Source organism: Streptomyces sp. CA-210063, from assembly GCF_024612015.1.
In the GTDB taxonomy this organism is placed as follows: domain Bacteria; phylum Actinomycetota; class Actinomycetes; order Streptomycetales; family Streptomycetaceae; genus Streptomyces.
This window is the reverse complement of record NZ_CP102512.1, coordinates 2921247-2940817: the sequence shown is the minus strand read 5'-3', so window position 1 is coordinate 2940817 and position 19571 is coordinate 2921247. Positions and strand designations below refer to the sequence as shown.

Annotated in this window: 19 protein-coding genes and 5 tRNA genes; 17 read left to right on the top strand and 7 right to left on the bottom strand. The window is 69.8% G+C overall.

From position 1 onward, the window contains the following. Nucleotides 1-48 precede the first annotated feature (48 nt). Both JIX56_RS12545 and JIX56_RS12540 read right to left on the bottom strand, forming a co-directional pair. Complete coding sequence (locus tag JIX56_RS12545; RefSeq protein ID WP_005479910.1) at nt 49-462, bottom strand: roadblock/LC7 domain-containing protein; 414 nt, start codon at nt 460-462, stop codon at nt 49-51. Nucleotides 463-471: 9 nt separating this feature from the next. Then, entirely contained in the window at nt 472-4356 is a 3885-nt protein-coding gene (locus tag JIX56_RS12540) for a sensor histidine kinase (RefSeq protein WP_257540196.1), read from the bottom strand. Nucleotides 4357-4958: 602 nt separating this feature from the next. On the opposite strand from JIX56_RS12540, the gene JIX56_RS12535 reads away from it, so the two are divergent. The 9 genes from JIX56_RS12535 (at nt 4959) to JIX56_RS12495 (ending at nt 8979) form a co-directional block, all read left to right on the top strand. After that, entirely contained in the window at nt 4959-5138 is a 180-nt protein-coding gene (locus tag JIX56_RS12535; RefSeq protein WP_257540194.1) for a hypothetical protein, read from the top strand. Between the two features lie 206 nt (nt 5139-5344). Next, nucleotides 5345-6121 (top strand): fumarylacetoacetate hydrolase family protein, encoded by a 777-nt coding sequence (locus JIX56_RS12530; RefSeq protein ID WP_257540192.1) that lies wholly within the window; start codon nt 5345-5347, stop codon nt 6119-6121. Then, nucleotides 6114-7589 carry a glutamate--tRNA ligase gene (gene gltX / locus JIX56_RS12525; RefSeq protein ID WP_257540190.1) on the top strand — a complete coding sequence of 492 codons (1476 nt, stop codon included), beginning with the start codon at nt 6114-6116 and terminating at the stop codon, nt 7587-7589. The genes JIX56_RS12530 and gltX overlap by 8 nt, the downstream gene beginning before the upstream one ends. A 93-nt stretch (nt 7590-7682) precedes the next feature. After that, a complete protein-coding gene (locus tag JIX56_RS12520; protein ID WP_257540188.1) occupies nt 7683-8414 on the top strand; it encodes an HAD family hydrolase in 732 nt (243 codons plus the stop codon). Nucleotides 8415-8504: 90 nt separating this feature from the next. Beyond that, a tRNA-Gln gene (locus tag JIX56_RS12515) sits at nt 8505-8576 on the top strand. Nucleotides 8577-8618: 42 nt separating this feature from the next. Continuing rightward, nucleotides 8619-8691, top strand: a tRNA-Glu gene (locus tag JIX56_RS12510). A 22-nt stretch (nt 8692-8713) separates the two neighbouring features. Further along, nucleotides 8714-8786, top strand: a tRNA-Glu gene (locus tag JIX56_RS12505). 20 nt (nt 8787-8806) lie between these two features. Further along, a tRNA-Gln gene (locus JIX56_RS12500) sits at nt 8807-8878 on the top strand. A gap of 28 nt (nt 8879-8906) precedes the next feature. Further along, nucleotides 8907-8979 (top strand) — tRNA-Glu (locus tag JIX56_RS12495). Between the two features lie 79 nt (nt 8980-9058). Here the strand turns inward: JIX56_RS12495 and JIX56_RS12490 are convergent. Then, nucleotides 9059-9703 carry a MerR family transcriptional regulator gene (locus JIX56_RS12490; protein WP_257540186.1) on the bottom strand — a complete coding sequence of 215 codons (645 nt, stop codon included), beginning with the start codon at nt 9701-9703 and terminating at the stop codon, nt 9059-9061. 103 nt (nt 9704-9806) lie between these two features. Here JIX56_RS12490 and JIX56_RS12485 point away from each other — a divergent pair, with 103 nt between their 5' ends. After that, nucleotides 9807-10316, top strand: coding sequence for a DUF4188 domain-containing protein (locus JIX56_RS12485; protein WP_257540184.1), 510 nt, complete (start codon nt 9807-9809; stop codon nt 10314-10316). A 155-nt stretch (nt 10317-10471) separates the two neighbouring features. On the opposite strand, the gene ndgR is transcribed toward JIX56_RS12485, so the two are convergent. Beyond that, entirely contained in the window at nt 10472-11188 is a 717-nt protein-coding gene (gene ndgR / locus JIX56_RS12480; protein WP_217547512.1) for an IclR family transcriptional regulator NdgR, read from the bottom strand. A 195-nt stretch (nt 11189-11383) separates the two neighbouring features. Here ndgR and leuC point away from each other — a divergent pair, with 195 nt between their 5' ends. From leuC to JIX56_RS12460, 4 genes are all read left to right on the top strand, one after another. Continuing rightward, a complete protein-coding gene (gene leuC / locus JIX56_RS12475) occupies nt 11384-12814 on the top strand; it encodes a 3-isopropylmalate dehydratase large subunit (RefSeq protein WP_257540183.1) in 1431 nt (476 codons plus the stop codon). Nucleotides 12815-12820: 6 nt separating this feature from the next. Continuing rightward, entirely contained in the window at nt 12821-13414 is a 594-nt protein-coding gene (leuD, locus tag JIX56_RS12470; RefSeq protein WP_257540181.1) for a 3-isopropylmalate dehydratase small subunit, read from the top strand. A 288-nt stretch (nt 13415-13702) separates the two neighbouring features. Further along, nucleotides 13703-13933, top strand: a complete 231-nt coding sequence (locus JIX56_RS12465; RefSeq protein ID WP_257540179.1) for a hypothetical protein — start codon at nt 13703-13705, stop codon at nt 13931-13933. Between the two features lie 138 nt (nt 13934-14071). Continuing rightward, nucleotides 14072-14713, top strand: coding sequence for an HU family DNA-binding protein (locus tag JIX56_RS12460; protein ID WP_257540177.1), 642 nt, complete (start codon nt 14072-14074; stop codon nt 14711-14713). 203 nt (nt 14714-14916) lie between these two features. Here JIX56_RS12460 and JIX56_RS12455 read toward each other — a convergent pair whose 3' ends face one another. Both JIX56_RS12455 and cofC read right to left on the bottom strand, forming a co-directional pair. After that, nucleotides 14917-15120: a hypothetical protein gene (locus JIX56_RS12455; RefSeq protein WP_257540175.1), complete on the bottom strand. Its 204-nt coding sequence runs from the start codon at nt 15118-15120 to the stop codon at nt 14917-14919. Between the two features lie 9 nt (nt 15121-15129). Continuing rightward, nucleotides 15130-15780 carry a 2-phospho-L-lactate guanylyltransferase gene (cofC, locus tag JIX56_RS12450; protein WP_257540173.1) on the bottom strand — a complete coding sequence of 217 codons (651 nt, stop codon included), beginning with the start codon at nt 15778-15780 and terminating at the stop codon, nt 15130-15132. Nucleotides 15781-15942: 162 nt separating this feature from the next. Between cofC and JIX56_RS12445 the strand changes: the two genes are divergently transcribed. Genes JIX56_RS12445 through JIX56_RS12435 form a run of 3 tightly spaced genes read left to right on the top strand, consistent with a single transcriptional unit; the run spans nt 15943 to nt 18979 of the window. Then, complete coding sequence (locus tag JIX56_RS12445; RefSeq protein ID WP_257540171.1) at nt 15943-16755, top strand: lysophospholipid acyltransferase family protein; 813 nt, start codon at nt 15943-15945, stop codon at nt 16753-16755. Continuing rightward, nucleotides 16752-17762 carry an NAD(P)H-dependent glycerol-3-phosphate dehydrogenase gene (locus tag JIX56_RS12440; protein WP_257540169.1) on the top strand — a complete coding sequence of 337 codons (1011 nt, stop codon included), beginning with the start codon at nt 16752-16754 and terminating at the stop codon, nt 17760-17762. The genes JIX56_RS12445 and JIX56_RS12440 overlap by 4 nt, the downstream gene beginning before the upstream one ends. Before the next feature lie 59 nt (nt 17763-17821). Next, entirely contained in the window at nt 17822-18979 is a 1158-nt protein-coding gene (locus JIX56_RS12435; RefSeq protein WP_257540168.1) for a D-alanine--D-alanine ligase family protein, read from the top strand. 67 nt (nt 18980-19046) lie between these two features. On the opposite strand, the gene JIX56_RS12430 is transcribed toward JIX56_RS12435, so the two are convergent. Beyond that, the gene (locus tag JIX56_RS12430; RefSeq protein ID WP_257540166.1) at nt 19047-19568 is read right to left on the bottom strand and encodes a DUF3515 domain-containing protein; all 522 of its coding nucleotides are present in this window, start codon (nt 19566-19568) and stop codon (nt 19047-19049) included. Nucleotides 19569-19571: the final 3 nt, after the last annotated feature.

The following is a 19571-nucleotide window of genomic DNA, read 5'->3' as shown; positions in this document are numbered from 1 at the left end:
CTGTGGCGGCCGGACGGTGATTTGGTGAGTTCTGTGGATCCGCAGGCGTCAGTGGAGGAGACTGCCTTGGAGTTCGGCGCGCAGGTCGGGCGTGAGCACAGCGCCCGCGCGATCGACGAGCAGCGCCATCTCGTAACCGACCAGGCCGATGTCGCACTCGGGGTGGGCGAGGACGGCCAGGGACGATCCGTCGGAGACGGACATCAGGAAGAGGAAACCGCGTTCCATCTCGACCACCGTCTGGGCCACGTCCCCGCCCTCGAAGATCCGGGATGCCCCGGCCGTGAGCGAGGTGAGACCGGAGGCGACGGCGGCGAGCTGGTCGGCACGGTCGCGCGGAAAGCCTTCCGACATCGCCAGAAGAAGACCGTCGGCGGAGACGACGACGGTGTGGGACACCCCGGGGGTGTTGTCCACGAAGTTGGTGATCAACCAGTTGAGGTTCTGTGCCGCCTGGCTCATCTGGCTCAACTAACGCTCCTGCTGGTGAGTGGGGCTCGGGAAGCTACCGGTCTGGCCGTTACCGGCCTGTCGACCCTGCGCGATGCCCCGACGGAGATTGGTCAGCCGGCCGCGTACGTCATCAGGCGAACGCGAGACCTGCGGACCGGTTTGGTGCTGTTGCTGCTGAGCCGTGCCCGGCACGAGGTTCGCTCGCGGGACCCGGCGCGGCAGACCGGAGGTGGTGACCCCGCCTGCCGAAGGCTGACGGGCTCGTTCGGCCTGGCGGACCAGGTCGTCATTGGGAGTGCTGCGCCAGGTGGGGGAGGCAGGCGCGGCGGGGGTCGCCGGCCGCTGAGGAGCGGCCGGAGTCTGGGGGGCCGGGGCGGCGGGCTGCTGCGGCGCGGGACCGTTGCCCGCCTGCTGGCCGTTCTGCCCGTTCTGACCGCCCTGACCGTGGAACCAGTTGGTCTCCAGCGTGTCGTACAGCGGCGTACGGCCGTCCATCGGACCCGTGGCCGGCGGCAGTGCCTCCGGCTCCTGCGGGCGCGTGTGGCGCTGCGGGGGCATCGGCGGTCGCTGCGGCGGCACCGGCGGGCGGGGCGCGCCGTAGTTCTCGCCGTTGACCTGCGGCCGCTCGAACTGGCCGGTGTCCTGCGGGTTCTGGCGACCGGGCACAGGGAACTGTCCGGTGCTCTGGCCGTTCTGCCGGCCGGGCGCGCCGAACTGTCCCGTGTCCTGGGGGTTCTGCGGGTTCTGGCGACCGGGCACGTTGAACTGCCCGGTGTCCTGCGGGTTCTGCCGGCCCGGAGCCGGGAACTGGCCCGTGCTGGAGCCGTCGTAGCCCGGCGTGGCGAACTGGCCGGTGGACGACGGGTCCTGTGAGCCGCCGCGGGAGGGACCGGTGGGCGCCGGCGGAGCACCGGCCCCGCCGAACACGTCGGAGCGGACGAAGGACCCGGAGTCGTTCTGCTGGGTGCCCGCGCCGGGGCGCCGGCTGTCGAAGCCGGAAGGGGGGAAGTCGGCGGACGAGCCCGGACCCTGGTGGGGGTCGACGCGCGGCATCGGCGCGGTGACGTCCGGCTGCTCCTCGTGGCCGCGCGGGGCGTCCAGCGAGGCGCGCGGCACCGGCGGCTGCGCGTTCTCGTCGCTCCAGCTCGGCGTCCGCGACGAGGAGTTGCCGCCGGGCAGCTCGGCACGCGGACCACCGCGGCCCGGCAGCTGCGGACGGCGCCTGCTGGAACGTTCCTTGCCTTGCTTCGGCGGCACGGAGCCCAGGCCGTTGTCGGCCCCGCCCGGCCGGCCCGCACCGGCGTCACCGGGACCGCCGGCCGGGCGCAGACCCGAGCCGCCGCCCGGGAAGCCGCCCTGGCGTGAGGTGTCGTCGAAGCTCTCGAAGCTGTTGGGGCCACCGGTCCCGGCGGCCTGCAGACCCTGCGGGGCACCCGGCGCCTGACCGCCGCCGAACCCACCGGCACCGGCGCCCGCCGGAGCCGGCCGGCCGCCCTGCGCAGGCGGACCGCCCTGCGGCCCACGCGGACCACCCGGGTTGCCGGGCAGCGCGGCCCGCGGACCCTGGCCCGCGCCGACCTGCCCACGCTGCGGAGGGGCACCGAGAAGTCCGCCGGCGGAGGGGCCGCCGCCGAGCGGCGGGCCCGACTGGTTGCCGGCCTGGCGACGCGCGGCGGCGGCACCGGCCGCGGCCTGCGCGGCGGCCGGACCACCGGTGGTGGGGGAACCCTGGCCGGGCTTGCCCGGGGTGGGCTTCTTGTTGCCCTGCGCGACGTCGACGGGAAGCATGACGAGCGCGGTCGTACCGCCCGAGTCGGACGGACGCAGCTGGATCCTGATGCCGTGGCGCTGCGACAGCCGGCCGACCACGAACAGACCCATGCGGCGGGAGACCGAGACGTCCACGGTGGGCGGCGAGGCGAGCCGCTCGTTGATCGCGGCGAGGTCCTCGGGGGAGAGGCCGATACCGGTGTCGTGGATCTCGATCAGCACCCGGCCGTCGGGCAGCGCGTGACCGGTGACCTTGACCTTGGTCTGCGGCGAGGAGAAGGAAGTCGCGTTCTCCAGCAGCTCGGCGAGCAGGTGCACGAGGTCGTTGACCACGCGGCCGGCGACCTCGGTCGTCGGCACGGACGACAGCTCGATGCGCTCGTACTGCTCCACCTCGGAGGCCGCGGCGCGGAGCACGTCGACCAGCGGGACCGGACGGGTCCAGCGGCGGCCGGGCTCTTCACCGGCGAGAACGAGGAGGTTCTCACCGTTACGGCGCATGCGGGTGGCGAGGTGGTCGAGCTTGAAGAGGGAGGACAGCTGGTCCGGGTCGGCCTCGCGGGACTCCAGTTCGGAGATGAGCGACAGCTGACGCTGGATGAGGCCCTGCGAGCGGCGCGAGAGGTTGGTGAACATCGCGTTGACGTTGCCCCGGAGGAGGGCCTGCTCGGCGGCGAGACGGACCGCCTCGCGGTGCACGTCGTCGAAGGCCGCGGCCACCTGGCCGATCTCGTCCTTGGAGTGCACACCGACCGACTCGACGGAGGTGTCGACGTCCTGCGGGTCCGACTCCGACAGCTGCTTGACCAGCTCGGGCAGCCGTTCCTGGGCGACCTTGGTCGCGGTGTCCTGCAGCCGGCGCAGCGAGCGGATCATGGACCGGGCCACGACGAACGCGCCGACCAGCGAGACACCGAGGACGAGCAGGATCAGCGCACCGGAGATGATCGCTTCCTGCTCGGACTCGGCACGCAGGTTACGAGCGGTCTGCTCCATCTCCTCCAGGAGCGAACCCTCGATCTTCTTCATCTGCTCGATCTTGGACGAGGAGTCGTCGGTCCAGTCCTTGTACGACCGCTTGTCCTGCCCGCGCAGACCGCTCTGGCTGGAGAGCACCCGGTCCGCGTAGAGGTCGGCGGCCTCGATCGTGGGGCTCGCGTCGTCGATCGGCTTGGTCAGCTCCTCGGCGCCGGGACCGTAGATGTCGGAGAAGGTGCTGCGGTCGGACTCCTCGTTCGACAGCGCCGAGTTCGCGTACAGCCGGTCGTTGTCGGAGAGCGTGCCGGTCTTGTCATTGGTGTCGGGCAGGGCCGCCGCGATGACCGCGCGCTGGATGGAGGCGTACTCCTTGGCGGAGGAGAACGCCGCCAGGGCACGGGTGCGCTTGATCATGTCCGGGTTGCTGGTGGCCTCGGCCATGTCCGTGGACAGGTCCAGCAACTGGGTGATCAGCCGGTGGTACGCCTCGACCGTCTGCGTGGAGTTCTCGGCGTCCGCGTAGGCGTCCTTGCGGATGCTGCTCAGGTTGTACAGCTCGCGCACGACCCGGACGAGACTGTCGCGGACGCCGGGCATCTTCGCCGTGGTGCTCGCGGTCTCGGCGGCCTGGGTCGCGTCGGTGAACTGGATGCGGGCCTGGTCCGTCTTGTCGCGGGTGCCCTTGACCGTCAGGTCGGTGCCGTCCAGACCGTGCGCGAGGGGACCGGCCGACAGGTCGCGCTCCTGCTGGAGCGCGGAGGCGAGCTCGGTCGCCTGCTTGGTCATGTCGGTCAGCAGCCGCATGTTGTCGAGCTGCTGGATGTCGTCCACGTTGTCGCTGATGCGCAGTGCGCCCAGCGAGGTCGCCGCCACCACGGGGAGGGCGAGCAGCGAGACGAGACGCGTCGAGATGCGCCAGTTGCGCAGGGCTATTCGGGAGCCGGGCCCTCCGGCACCGGCCTTGCTGCCGCCCTTGGGCTTCCCGGGCGGCGCGGAAGGAACTGACGCGCCGGGGCGCCCGGAGCGCTCCCCGCCGTCGCCGATCTCCGCCGGACCCGGGTTCTGGGCGTGCTGGGGGGAGGAACCGTTGACGGTTCCCTTGTGTGGCTCCGGCTCCGCCGAAGCGCTGCCATCCCTCTTGAAACGTCCCTGCACTAGCGTCGCAACCTCTGGACCAGGCGCCCCACCGCGTGAACGGCGGGACGGTGTCGGCGTCTTCGGGGGCGCCCTGAATACGTCCCCAATTGGTGGTCGTGAGTGACCGGCGCTGGCTCCCCCTTCCACCGCCGCCAGGCGCTGCTCTGCGCCCCTGCGCGCCGGCACAATCCCGCGGCGGTCCGTGGAATTCCAGCACAGTGCCGGATCTCCAACAAGGCCAATGGGTAACGGTCTGTTCACTGTGACAGCCTGTGAAGGGTGAGTCACCGGGCGTGGAAGGGGTTTCCGTTGATACCGGACATACCCAGGCGATCCACCGGTGTGAGCAGGGTGTCCCAGTCGCCATGATCAGGAGCGGAATGCGGGCTTCAGGTCACTGATGTCCGCTTTGTGAGGGCGTGTCGATGGCCTGAATTGCCCGTTTTACCCATGACTGAGTGAGCAAACTCACACGGCGATCATGTCTTCTTCACGACTTGACCCGGGAATCGGATGTTTAGCCTGACGCTTTACAGGGATGGCGAATCCGACAACCCGCGCTTGTGGGGCGGCCCTTGCGGCCCACCCGGCGCCCGCACACGACGAGGTCTTGAACAACAGTGAAGACGACGACGATGTTCCGCACCATAGCCAACCCCCGGCGCACGACGCTGGCCCACCTCGCCGACGCCGAGGACCTGCGCACGCCGGAGCAGGAGCACTCCGTCGACCTCCCCTCCCAGACCGCCAACCCCCGCCGGACGGTCCTGATGGTGGCACCGGGCGAGACGGCGGAGTAGTTGCACGCTCAAGTACGCGCAGAATCCGCCGACCGCTCAAGTCGGTTCCTGTGAAGAAACGGCGGAGGGGCGATGAGCACCCGCGTGAAGGGCGCCCGGCACGAGCCGGGCGCCCTTCCGTATCAATGCGCGAGGTGGGCGCCCCTTGCCGCGTTAGCCTGGAGCGTCACACTCCAGCCAGCTCAGTTAAGGGGCGCAAGCATCCCGTGCGCATCGCCAGGTTCTCCATCGACGGGAACGTAGCCTTCGGCGCGGTCGAGGGCGACAAGCCGGACGAGCTCGTCCTCGACATCATCAAGGGCATTCCGTTCGCGGACTACGAGCTCTCCGGTACGAAGGTCCCGGTCAGCAAGGTCAGGCTGCTGCCGCCGGTGCTCCCCAACAAGGTCGTGGCCTTCGGCCGCAACTACGCCGCACACGCCAGGGAACTGGGCAACGAGGTCCCCGACGCCCCGTTCGCCTTCTTCAAGCCGGCCACCTCGGTGATCGGCCCCGGCGACGCGATCCAGTACCCGTCCTTCTCCGAGGACCTCCACCACGAGGCCGAGCTGGCCGTCGTCATCGGCCGTATGTGCCGCGAGGTCCCGCGCGAACGCGTCAAGGACGTGATCTTCGGCTACACCTGCGCCAACGACGTCACCGCGCGCGACGTCCAGAAGCGCGAGAAGCAGTGGGCCAGGGCCAAGGGTTTCGACACCTCCTGCCCGCTGGGCCCCTGGGTGGAGACCGACCTCGACCCGAGCGACCTGACCATCCAGCTCACCGTCAACGGCGGCCAGCGGCAGCTCGGCCGGACGAGCGAGATGATCCACTCCATCGAGGACCTGATCGTCAACATCACCGAGGCCATGACGCTGCTCCCCGGCGACGTCATCCTCACGGGCACCCCGGCAGGGGTCGGCCCCCTCAACGTCGGCGACGAGGTCGCCGTCACCATCGAAGGCATCGGCACTCTCACCAACAAGGTGATCAAGCGTGGCTAACGGATCCGTCCGCGTACGTTTCTGTCCGTCCCCGACCGGCAACCCCCATGTGGGTCTGGTCCGCACGGCCCTGTTCAACTGGGCGTTCGCCCGCCACACCGGCGGCACGTTCGTCTTCCGCATCGAGGACACCGACGCGGCCCGCGACTCCGAGGAGTCCTACGAGCAGCTCCTGGACTCCCTGCGCTGGCTGGGCTTCACCTGGGACGAGGGCCCCGAGGTGGGCGGCCCGCACGCGCCGTACCGCCAGTCGGAGCGCATGGACACGTACAAGGAGATCGCCCGGAAGCTCCAGGACGCCGGCCACGCGTACCACTGCTACTGCACCGCCTCGGAGCTGGAGGAGCGCCGCGACGCGGCCCGCGCCGCCGGCCGGCCCTCCGGCTACGACGGCAAGTGCCGCGAGGTCACGTCCGAGCAGAAGGCCCAGTACGAGGCCGAGGGCCGCGAGCCGATCGTCCGCTTCCGCATGCCCGACGAGACGATCACCTTCACGGACCTGGTCCGCGGCGACCTGACCTTCACCCCGGAGAACGTGCCGGACTACGGCATCGTCCGCGCGAACGGCGCCCCGCTCTACACGCTCGTCAACCCGGTCGACGACGCCCTGATGGAGATCACCCACGTCCTGCGGGGCGAGGACCTGCTCTCCTCGACGCCCCGTCAGATCGCCCTGTACAAGGCGCTGATGGAGCTGGGCATCGCGAAGGCCGTCCCGCAGTTCGGCCACCTGCCGTACGTGATGGGCGAGGGCAACAAGAAGCTCTCCAAGCGTGACCCGGAGTCGTCGCTCAACCTCTACCGCGAGCGCGGCTTCCTCCCCGAGGGCCTGCTCAACTACCTCTCCCTCCTCGGCTGGTCGCTCTCCGCGGACAAGGACATCTTCACGATCGAGGAGATGGTCGCCGCCTTCGACGTCGCGGACGTGAACCCCAACCCGGCCCGCTTCGACCTGAAGAAGGCCGAGGCGATCAACGCCGACCACATCCGCATGCTGGATGTGAAGGAGTTCACCGAGCGCTGCGCCCCGTGGCTGAAGGCCCCGTTCGCCCCCTGGGCGCCGGAGGACTTCGACACGGCGAAGTGGGAGGCCATCGCCCCGCACGCGCAGACCCGCCTCAAGGTCCTCTCGGAGATCACGGAGAACGTCGACTTCCTGTTCCTGCCGGAGCCGGCCGAGGACGAGGCGTCCTGGACGAAGGCCATGAAGGAGGGCTCCGACGCGCTCCTGCGCACGGCGAAGGAGAAGCTGGAGTCCGCCGACTGGACCTCGGCCGAGTCGCTGAAGGAGGCCGTCCTGGCCGCCGGCGAGGCCCACGGCCTCAAGCTCGGCAAGGCCCAGGCCCCCGTCCGCGTCGCCGTCACCGGCCGCACGGTCGGCCTGCCGCTCTTCGAGTCCCTGGAGATCCTGGGCAAGGAGAAGACGCTGGCGAGGATCGACGCGGCCCTGGCCAGGCTGTCCGCGTAACGCCCGCAGGTGAGGGGCGGCACCCGATGATCCGGGTGCCGCCCCTTCGCCATCCCCCGGACAGGACGGCGGGCCTCGGGCTACCGTCGGATCATGGACATCAAGGCCGTGCTCTGGGACGTGGACGACACTCTCTTCGACTACACCGCGGCCGACCGGGCCGGTATGCGCGATCACCTCGCCGCCGAGGGCCTGCTGCTCGGATACGACTCCGTCGAAGAGGCCCTGACGCGCTGGCGCGAACTCACGAGCCTGCACTGGAGGCGGTACGCGGCGGGCGAGGGCGACTGGGAGGCCACCCGTCGCGACCGGGTACGGGACTTCCACGGCCGGCCCCTGAGCGACGCGGAGGCCGACGCCTGGTTCGAGCGCTACGTCGCCCACTACGAGCGGGCCTGGTCGCTCTTCCCGGACGTCCTGCCCGTCCTGGACGCGCTCGCCGCCAGCCACCGGCACGCGGTGCTCTCCAACTCCAGCCTCCCCGTCCAGGAACGCAAGCTGCGCGCCCTCGGTGTGTGGGACCGCTTCGAGACGGTGTTGTGCGCCGAACAACTGGGTGTCCACAAGCCGGCCGCCGAAGCCTTCCACGTCGCCTGCGAGGCCCTGGAGCTGCCACCGCACGAGGTCGTGTACGTCGGCGATCACCCGGAGATCGACGGGCGGGGCGCCGCGGACGCCGGTCTGCTGTCGGTCTGGATCGACCGCGGCGGCGTCTACGCGACCGTCGACCCGCCCGTCGGGCCGCACCGGATCGCCACGCTCGCCGAACTCCCCGCGATCCTCGGCTCCGATACCCGTTTTGGAGCGCCGTCCACCTTCGGGTAATGTTCTTTCTGCGCCGCCGGGGAGCGGGCCGAAAGGCCGGAACCGACGGGGCAAGCTAGAACAAGATCCCCTGAGGGGCTTGCGTTCCAGTGGCCTATGGTGTAATTGGCAGCACGACTGATTCTGGTTCAGTTAGTCTTGGTTCGAGTCCAGGTAGGCCAGCTCGCAGAGCTCATCTGCACAAGCGGAGATCATGTCCGCGAAGCCCCCGTTGTGTAGCGGCCTAGCACGCTGCCCTCTCAAGGCAGTAGCGCCGGTTCGAATCCGGTCGGGGGTACGTCGATCGAAAGATCGCCAGGGCCCCCGTTGTGTAGCGGCCTAGCACGCCGCCCTCTCAAGGCGGTAGCGCCGGTTCGAATCCGGTCGGGGGTACTGTCTGGTCTAAACCACATTGGTCTATGGTGTAATTGGCAGCACGACTGATTCTGGTTCAGTTAGTCTTGGTTCGAGTCCAGGTAGACCAGCTCGGACCTGCGGAAACGCAGGCTCCTTGCCCCCGTTGTGTAGCGGCCTAGCACGCCGCCCTCTCAAGGCGGTAGCGCCGGTTCGAATCCGGTCGGGGGTACGCGACAGAAAGGCCCTCCACTTCGGTGGGGGGCCTTCTTCGTGCCGGGCCGGACGCACTGATCGCCCGTCGCCCCGGTCTACTCGATGCCGTACCGCCGCGCCGACTCCTCCTCCTGGGCCAGCCGGTGCAGCGCGCGCAGCACCGGCTCGAAGAGCACCGCCGACGAGACCGCCAGCTCCACCTTCTCCGTGTCGGACTCACAGGTCTCCAGACGGTCCAGGTCCCGCACGGCCGCCTGATGCATCAACTCGGCGTACGGGGCCATCCGTTCGGCGTCGCAGGGATAGCCGAGCCGCAGCAGCGTGGCCACCAGCGCCACCAGTGAACGATGCACGGGGGAGAGGGAGCCGATCTCCCTCGCCGAGTCCCAGCCCAGCGTCCGTAGCAGCCGGTCCACCTCGGCCGTCGCGGTGGCCGTGACCGGGTCCTCCTCGTCCGGGGCGGGAGCCTGGGGCAGCGCCCACAGGGCCGCGCCGAGCCGGATCGTACGGCCCAGGGACTCGTCGTCGACGTGCCTCAGCACCTCCCTGGCGTTCGCCACCGGGACCTTGCCGACCTGGATCAACGCCCGCACCAGCCGCAGCCGGCGCAGATGTCCCTCGTCGTACTCGGCCGTCGTCGCGTTGATCTGGCGGCCCGGTGCCAACAGGCCTTCGCGCAGGTAGTACTTGATCGTCGCGGTGGACACGCCGCTCTCCCGGCTCAGCTCGGCCAGTCGCATATCCCTTGCGCCTTTCCTTGGTTAGCGGCACTATCTAAACATGGGCACTCGGATAGTGCCGCTACCCAATGAGTGTCTGGGCGGTCATGGACAAGGGGGAGTCATGTTCGGGAATCCGGTCGTCGCCGGTCGCACCACCGCGGGAGCCGAGGGGGACGTCGTGGTCCTGCTCATCGGCGTACGCGTCAACCACTTCTGGGCCGTGCACCACTGGCTGCCGGTGCAGCTGGCGATGGTGCGCATGCTGCGGGAGCTGCGGAAGGACAAGAGCCGTGGGCTGTTGAGCGCCGTGCTGCTGACGGCCTCGCCGCGGACGTACTACGTCGTCCAGTACTGGGAGTCCAAGGAGAAGCTGTACGGGTACGCGCACGCGCCCGACGCGTTCCACCGCGTGGCGTGGGCGGCGCTCAACCGCAAACAGCGGAAGGGGAAGGCCCGGCGGCATGTGGGGCTGTGGCACGAGACGTATGTGGTGCCGGAGGGGGCGTACGAGGCGATCTACATGGACATGCCGGCGTTTGGGTTGGCGGCCGCGCATGGGCAGGTGGCGGTGGAGCGGCGGGGGAGGTCGGCGAAGGAGCGGTTCGCCCACCGGCGGGGCGTGAGTGCCTGAGCGTCGTGGGGGAGCTGGGTTCTGGCGGCTGCGGGTTGGTCGTGGTTGCTCGCGCGGTTCCCCGCGCCCCCGAGTCGGCTGCTCCCGACCCACGGAAAAAGGCCTGCCGCGGCGTTGGGGCAGGCCTTTCGCGTGGTCGGGCGGGGCTTCGACGGTCAGCCGGTGCGGCGCAGGGCCTCGGAGAGGCGGGACGCGGCGTCGATGACGGCCTGGGCGTGCATGCGGCCGGGGTGGCGGGTCAGGCGCTCGATGGGGCCCGAGACCGAGACGGCGGCCACCACGCGGTTCGACGGGCCGCGTACGGGGGCGGAGACCGAGGCGACTCCCGGCTCGCGCTCGCCGATGGACTGGGCCCAGCCCCGGCGCCGTACGCCCGAGAGGGCGGTGGCCGTGAAGCGGGCGCCCTGGAGGCCCCGGTGCAGGCGCTCGGGCTCCTCCCAGGCCATGAGGATCTGGGCCGAGGAACCGGCTTTCATCGTGAGGGTCGAGCCGACCGGCACCGTGTCCCTGAGGCCCGAGAGCCGCTCCGCGGCGGCGACGCAGATACGCATGTCGCCCTGGCGGCGATAGAGCTGCGCGCTCTCGCCCGTGATGTCGCGGAGGTGTGTGAGCACCGGGCCCGCCGTCGCGAGGAGGCGGTCCTCGCCGGCGGCCGCGGCCAGCTCGGCCAGCCGGGGGCCGAGGATGAAACGGCCCTGCATGTCGCGTGCCACCATGCGGTGGTGTTCCAGAGCCACGGCCAGGCGGTGGGCCGTGGGTCGTGCGAGTCCCGTGGCGCCGACCAGACCCGCGAGGGTGGCCGGACCGGACTCCAGAGCGCTCAGGACCAGGGCCGCCTTGTCCAGAACGCCGACGCCGCTACTGTTGTCCATGCAACGATACTCGCGTCTCACTCTGTGAAACGCAAGTTCAATTTCGCGTGGACCTTGCCACTCTGGAAGCAGAACAAAACGGCTCGCGGACCAACGAGCCCGGCGGCCGGCGCCCATACGAGGGGTAAGGGCGCTCGCCACCTCCGATATCTCTAGTTGGGCCGGTGCTCGGACAAGCCGGCCGGAGGGAAAGCGATGGGTAGGACACTCGCGGAGAAGGTCTGGGACGACCACGTCGTCCGGCGCGCCGAGGGCGAGCCCGACCTCCTCTTCATCGATCTGCACCTGCTGCACGAGGTGACCAGCCCCCAGGCCTTCGACGGTCTCCGCAAGAGCGGGCGGAAGGTGCGCCGGCTCGACCTGACCATCGCCACCGAGGACCACAACACCCCCACCCTCGACATCGACAAGCCCATCGCGGACCCGGTCTCCCGCGTCCAGCTGGAGACGCTGCGCAAGAACGCCGCCGATTTCGGGGTGCGCCTGCACCCGCTGGGCGACGTGGAGCAGGGTGTCGTGCACGTCGTCGGCCCGCAGCTGGGTCTGACCCAGCCCGGCATGACGGTCGTCTGCGGTGACTCCCACACCTCCACGCACGGCGCCTTCGGCGGTCTGGCGTTCGGTATCGGCACCTCCCAGGTGGAGCATGTGCTGGCCACCCAGACGCTGCCGCTGGTCCGCCCCAAGACCATGGCCATCACCGTCGAGGGTGAGCTGGCCGAGGGCGTCACCGCCAAGGACCTGATCCTGGCGATCATCGCCAAGATCGGTACGGGCGGCGGCCAGGGCTATGTCCTGGAGTACCGAGGCTCCGCCATCGAGAAGCTCTCGATGGAGGCCCGCATGACCATCTGCAACATGTCGATCGAGGCCGGCGCCCGCGCGGGCATGATCGCCCCCGACGAGACCACCTTCGAATACCTCAAGGGCCGCCCGCACGCCCCCGAGGGCGAGGACTGGGACGCGGCCGTCGCGTACTGGAAGACGCTGAAGACCGACGAGGACGCCGAGTTCGACGCCGAGGTGATCATCGACGGCGCCGCCCTGTCGCCGTTCGTCACCTGGGGCACCAACCCCGGCCAGGGCGCGCCGCTTTCGGCGTCCGTCCCCGACCCGGCTTCGTACGAGGACGCTTCGGAGCGACACGCCGCCGAAAAGGCCCTGGAGTACATGGGGTTGGAGGCCGGCCAGCCGCTGAAGTCCATCAACGTGGACACCGTCTTCGTAGGCTCGTGCACCAACGGCCGGATCGAGGACCTGCGCGCCGCCGCCGAGCTCATCAAGGGCCGCAAAGTCGCCGACGGCGTACGGATGCTGGTGGTCCCCGGCTCCGCGCGGGTCGGTCTGCAGGCCGTCTCCGAGGGCCTGGACATCGTCTTCAAGGAAGCCGGCGCCGAGTGGCGGCACGCGGGCTGTTCCATGTGTCTGGGCATGAACCCCGACCAGCTGGCCCCGGGAGAGCGCTCCGCGTCCACCTCCAACCGCAACTTCGAGGGCAGGCAGGGCAAGGGCGGCCGTACGCACCTCGTCTCGCCGCAGGTCGCCGCCGCGACGGCCGTCCTGGGCCACCTGGCGTCCCCCGCCGACCTGATCGACGCCGACACCCCTGCGCCCGCTGGAGTCTGAACAATCATGGAAGCATTCACCACGCACACCGGCCGGGCCGTCCCGCTGCGCCGCAGCAACGTCGACACCGACCAGATCATCCCCGCCCACTGGCTCAAGAAGGTGACCAGGGACGGCTTCGAGGACGGGCTGTTCGAGGCCTGGCGCAAGGACGAGTCCTTCATCCTCAACCAGCCCGAGCGCCGGGGCGCCACCGTCCTGGTCGCCGGCCCCGACTTCGGCACCGGCTCCTCCCGTGAGCACGCCGTGTGGGCGTTGCAGAACTACGGCTTCAAGGCCGTCATCTCCTCCCGCTTCGCCGACATCTTCCGCGGCAACTCGCTCAAGAACGGCCTGCTCACGGTCGTTCTGGACCAGAAGATCGTGGACGCGCTGCAGGAGCTCACCGAGAAGGACCCCGAGGCCGAGATCACGGTCGACCTTCAGGCCCGCGAAGTGCGCGCCGAGGGCATCACCGCCTCCTTCGAGCTGGACGAGAACTCCCGCTGGCGGCTGCTGAACGGGCTGGACGACATCTCCATCACCCTCCAGAACGAGGCCGACATCTCCGCGTACGAGGCCAAGCGCCCCTCGCACAAGCCGAGGACGCTGAACGTCTGACCCACGGGTGCGGATCCCCCCTCGGGGCGGCCCGCGCAAGGCGGATTCCAGCCACCGCGACACCCCCAGGTACCCCCAATCGTGCACGGTTGGGGGTACCGCCATGTTCGGGTTCGGGGACCTTCGAAGTCGCGTGCAGAAAGGTTTCAACTCCCCTAGTTACAAAGGCGATTACCGGGGTACGCGCACCATGGTGCGGCATCGGACGGGGATGCTCCCCAGGCCCCCGGTAGACGGCAGTTGCCCCCTGCGCAGGCGACAACTCGCCCCAGATGGCACAATCTGTGCATGGAACACGACGGCCAACTCGAGCTCTATACGGCGGTCGCGGGCCAACTCAAGGAAGCGCACGCAAGAGTGCGCGCACTGCAAGTCCCGGAGGGCGTACGCATGGCGCTGACCCGGAAGCTGCTGGTCATTACGGCCGTGGCCAAGCACGATCTCGCCGACGCGGCAAGGCGGCTGGAGAGCTTCACGACGGACCTCGACGAGGGGCGAATGCCCACAGGGGAACGCTGAAGGAACTCCATGACCGCCGAGTTCGTTGCGGCACAAGGGTGATAAGCCCGTTTCGTGTTTGATTTGCGGTATATATCTGCCTAACGTGCGAAAAAGCTTGAACACTTTCGTTCTGGCGATGTCTCCGAAGGGGAAGACGTGAACAAGGCGCAGCTCGTAGAAGCGATTGCGGACAAGGTCGGCGGGCGTCAGCAGGCCGCCGATGCGGTCGACGCCGTTCTGGACGCCATCGTCCGCGCAACGGTCGCGGGTGAACGGGTCTCGGTCACCGGCTTCGGTTCGTTCGAGAAGGTCGACCGTCCGGCCCGCTACGCCCGCAACCCGCAGACGGGTGAGCGGGTTCGGGTCAAGAAGACCTCCGTGCCGCGCTTCCGTGCCGGTCAGGGCTTCAAGGACCTGGTGAGCGGCTCGAAGAAGCTGCCCCGTGGTGGCGAGGTCGCGGTCAAGAAGGCGCCCAAGGGCAGCCTGAGCGGTGGGGCTTCGGCGACGGTCAAGAAGGCGGCGGCGAAGAAGACGACCGCGAAGACCACCGCCCGTAAGACCGCCGCGAAGAAGACGACGGCGGCCGCGAAGAAGACCGCGGCGAAGAAGACGCCCGCGAAGAAGGCCACCACCAAGACGGCGGCGGCCAAGAAGACGACCGCCAAGACCACGGCGGCCGCGAAGAAGACCACGGCGCAGAAGGCGCCGGCCAAGAAGGCCACGGCCAAGAAGGCGCCGGCCAAGAAGTCGACGGCTCGCAAGACGACCGCGAAGAAGACTGCCGCCCGCCAGCAGTAGGGCGCTGAGTACTCACACGCGCCGGGCCGGGCTCCTGTTGATGGAGCCCGGCCCGCGGCGTGTTCCGGGGATATTTCCGGGTGCCTGATCGCCGTGGGTGCCTAATCGCCGGGGTGACTTGTGGGACGGCGGGTGCGACTGGTTCTTGGTTGGTCGCGCAGTTCCCCGCGCTCTGGAAAGCACCACAAGGCTTCAGCTCTTTCTCAGAACGTCTGCAAGGTGATCAGGGTGATGCGCAGGGACCCGCCCTCGCCCTCCGTCTCGATGCGGACGCGCTGGCCCGGGCGGAGGAGGCGCAGGGCGCCCGCGTCGAAGGCCGGGGCGTCGAAGGGGACGGGGGTGCCGTCGTCGAGGAGGACCTGGCCGGTGCGGGTGGTGGGGTCGTAGGTGTACGCGGTGGCCTGCATGGGCGCAGCCTACTGGCCGGGTATCAGCAGGCGCGCGGCCGCGGCGGCCGTACGGGGACCGACGCCGAGGGTGAGTGCGGCGCGGAGGTCGTCGCCGGTGTCGACGTCCTGGCGTACGGAGTCGACGGTGTCGAGGGCGAGTTCCACGGCGCCGGAGTGGCGGTGGCGCAGGCGGGATTCGGGGCCGAAGGCGGGGGAGAGGTCATGGCCGGGGGCCGCGGCGAGCAGGGTGGTGCCGATGCCGGCGGCGTCCACGAGGAACGAGCGGGGGAACGCGGCGGCCGCGTCCAGGACGCGGGTCAGCTCCTCGGGGCGCAGGGCGGGCAGATCGGCGTTCAGGGCGGCGACGGGGCTCTGCGGGCGTACAGCGCGCACGACGGCCGTTCCGTGCCGGAGAGCGGCGTTCAGGCCGTCTCGGGGGCTGTCATGGGAGTCCTCCGGGACCGTCCGGGCGCCCAGGGCCGCCAGCTCGCGGGCGGCGAGGTCGTCGTCCGTGACCACCAGCACACCGCGGACCGCCCTGGCGGCCAGCGCCGCGGCCACGGTGTCCTGGGCGAAGGCGAGGGCCAGTCCGGGGCGTACGCCGTCGCCGGCGGTGTCCGAGAGCCTGCTCTTGGCCCGCGCCAGGGGCTTCAGGGGTACGACCAGGGTCCACTGCACGGGCGTTCCCCTCTCTTGTCGCGGCCATTGTCACCTGGGCGCAATGGACGGCCGCAGGGCGGGGCGTACGGTGTCCTCGACAGACCGGTGGCCCGGGGCGACACTTGTGCGGCTCCGGACCCCCGGAGCAGGCGCTGGGAAGTCCTAGAGGAAGGTGTCCGCGTGCCCCGCCGCAGAATCGGTTTCTGGTACCGCCTCGCCGCGGTGATCGCCAAACCGCCACTGGTGGTGCTGATCAAGCGGGACTGGCGTGGAATGGAGAACATTCCGGCCGAGGGTGGATTTATTGCCGCAGTGAACCACAATTCGCACGCCGATCCCTTTGCGTACGGCCACTATCAATACAACAGCGGCCGCGTTCCGCGATTTCTCGCGAAGAGCAGTCTCTTCGGTAAGGGATTCGTGGGAGCCATCATGCGCGGCACCGGACAGATCCCCGTCTACCGCGAGAGCACCGACGCGCTGAGCGCCTTCCGGGCCGCGATCGACGCCGTGGAGCGAGGCGAATGCGTCGCGTTCTACCCCGAGGGCACCATCACCCGGGACCCCGACCAGTGGCCCATGACCGGCAAGACCGGCGCCGCCCGGGTCGCCCTGCAGACCAAGTGCCCGGTGATCCCGGTCGCCCAGTGGGGCGCCAACGAACTGCTGCCGCCGTACGCCAAGAAGCCCCACCTCCTGCCGCGCAAGACCCACCACGTACTCGCGGGCCCGCCCGTCGACCTCTCCCGTTTCTACGGCCAGGACATGACTCCCGACCTGCTGAAGGACGCGACGGAGGTCATCATGGCCGCCATCACCCGCCAGCTGGAGGAGATCCGCGGCGAGCGGGCGCCGAAGACGCCGTACGACCCGAAGCTGGAGCGGATCGAGCAGCGGCGCAGGACCGCCCGGGCGGTCGTCGACCACCAGAACCACCGACAGCACAGCACGGTCCAGCGGGCACAACATCAGGAAGAGGGGCAGGGCAAGTGAGCAAGCCGGTCAAGGCGGCCGTCTTCAGCGCCGGTTCGTGGGGCACGGCTTTCGGCACGGTGCTCGCCGACGCCGGGTGCGAGGTCACCCTGTGGGCGCGCCGCGCGGAGGTCGCGGAGGCGATCAACTCCACCCGGACCAACGCCGACTATCTGCCGGGCCTGGAACTCCCGCAGAACGTGCGGGCCACCACGGACCCGGCCGAGGCCGCCGCCGGCGCCGACTTCACCGTCCTCTCGGTCCCCTCGCAGACCCTGCGCGCCAACCTCGCCGAGTGGACGCCGCTGCTCGCCCCCGACACCGTCCTCGTCTCCCTCATGAAAGGCGTCGAACTCGGTTCCGCCATGCGGATGAGCGAAGTGATCGAGGACGTCGCCAAGGTCGGCCAGGACCGGATCGCCGTCGTCACCGGGCCCAATCTGGCGCGCGAGATCGCCTCCCGCATGCCGGCCGCCTCCGTGGTCGCCTGCACCGACGAGGCCGTGGCCCAGCGGCTCCAGGCCGCCTGCCACACGCCGTACTTCCGCCCGTACACGAACACCGACGTCGTCGGCTGCGAGCTGGGCGGCGCGGTGAAGAACGTCATCGGTCTCGCCGTCGGCATCGTGGACGGCATGGGCCTCGGCGACAACGCCAAGGGGTCGCTGATCACGCGCGGTCTCGCCGAGACGACCCGCCTCGGCCTCGCGATGGGCGCGGACCCGCTCACCTTCTCCGGACTCGCGGGCCTCGGCGACCTGGTGGCCACCTGCTCCTCGCCGCTCTCCCGCAACCACACCTTCGGCACCAACCTCGGCAAGGGCATGACCCTGCAGGAGACCATCGCCGTCACCAGGCAGACCGCCGAGGGCGTCAAGTCCTGTGAGTCCGTACTGGACTTGGCACGTCGGCACGGCGTCGACATGCCCATCACGGAGACGGTCGTCGGCATCGTCCACGAGGGCAAGCCGCCCGTCGTCGCCCTCAAGGAGCTGATGTCGCGCAGCGCCAAGCCGGAGCGACGCTGAGCGATGGCGGCCGTTCGGACGCTGACTGCCGCCCTACCAACGGGTACCCTCAACGCGATATGAGCAGCGAGAACCTCCCCCAGAGCCCTGAGCAGCCGTCCCGCAAGCCGCGCGTGGCCGTCGTCTTCGGCGGCCGCAGCTCGGAACACGGGATCTCCGTGGTCACGGCCGGCGCCGTACTGCGTGCCATCGACCGGACGAAGTACGACGTCCTGCCGATCGGCATCACCCGGGAAGGCCGTTGGTTTCTCACCGCCGACGAACCGGAGCGCATGGCGATCACCGACCGCCGTACGCCGAGCGTCGAGGAACTCGCCGAGTCGCGGGAGGGCGGCGTGGTGCTCCCCGTCGACCCCGCCAACCGCGAAGTCCTCTACAGCGAGCCCGGTTCGGTGCCCAAGGCGCTCGGCGAGGTCGACGTCGTCTTCCCCGTCCTGCACGGCCCGTACGGCGAGGACGGCACCCTCCAGGGCATGCTGGAGCTCTCCGGTGTCCCGTACGTCGGTTCGGGCGTCCTCGCCTCGGCCGTCGGCCAGGACAAGGAGTACATGAAGCGGGTGTTCACCTCCTTCGGGCTCAAGGTCGGCCCGTACGTGGTGATCCGGCCCCGCGAGTGGCAGCTCGACGAGTCCGCCGCCCGCAAGAAGATCATCGACCTCGCCGGTGAGCACGGCTGGCCCCTCTTCGTGAAGCCCGCCCGCGCGGGCTCCTCGATCGGCATCACCAAGGTCGACGACCTCTCCGGCCTCGACGAGGCGATCGCCGAGGCCCAGCGCCACGACCCGAAGATCCTCGTCGAGGCGGCCCTGCGCGGCCGCGAGATCGAGTGCGGCGTCCTGGAGTTCGAGGACGGCCCCCGCGCCTCCGTCCCCGCCGAGATCCCGCCGCCCGAGGCCCACGCGTACTACGACTTCGAGGCCAAGTACATCGACTCGACCCCCGGCATCGTCCCGGCCCCCCTCACCCCGGAGGAGACCGCCGAGGTCCAGAAGCTCGCGGTCGACGCCTTCGACGCGGCGTCCTGCGAGGGCCTGGTCCGGGCGGACTTCTTCCTCACGGAGGGAGGTGACTTCGTCATCAACGAGATCAACACGATGCCGGGGTTCACGCCGATCTCGATGTACCCGGCGATGTGGAAGGCGAGCGGGGTGGAGTACGCGGAGTTGGTGGACCGCTTGGTGCAGGCGGCGCTGTGGCGGTCCACCGGGCTGCGTTAGGTCGTTCGCCGACTGCGGGTCCGTTGTGGCTTGTCGCGCAGTTCCCCGCGCCCCTATGAGGCGCGCTTCAGTCGGCCACTCCTACAGGTACTGCCTTCTTGATCGCCGGCGCGAACGCCACAAGTATCGGCGACGTGTCCTCGTCGGCCCTCTCCGCCGACACCGACACCTCCACGTACGCGGAGCGGTTGGCGGTGGTGAAGCGGTACCCGCCACCGTCCCGCTTCTCCATCAGCCAGTCGACCCCGTCGACGGCCCCGGCCACCGCATCGGCGTCGCGGCCCTCGGCCACCTTGGAGTCGATCATCTTGGGCGGCTGAGGGACACCACAGCGCAGTATGATCACCGCGTCACCCCAGCCCGCCGTCAGCTCGGAGGCCGGCTGTGGATCCTGGCGGCTGAGACCGTCCACCTCGCGCGGCAACACCTCGTCCAGGTTCCGGCACAGTTTCACGGCGGCGGCCCCAGCGCTGGGAACCGCCGCCGAGCTGCCGTCGTCTGCTGAGGAGCAGCCCACGACGGCGATCAACGACATGGCCAGGACGGGCAGCCCGAGGCGAGCGGGGTGCCGGTGACGCGACGAGTTCACCGG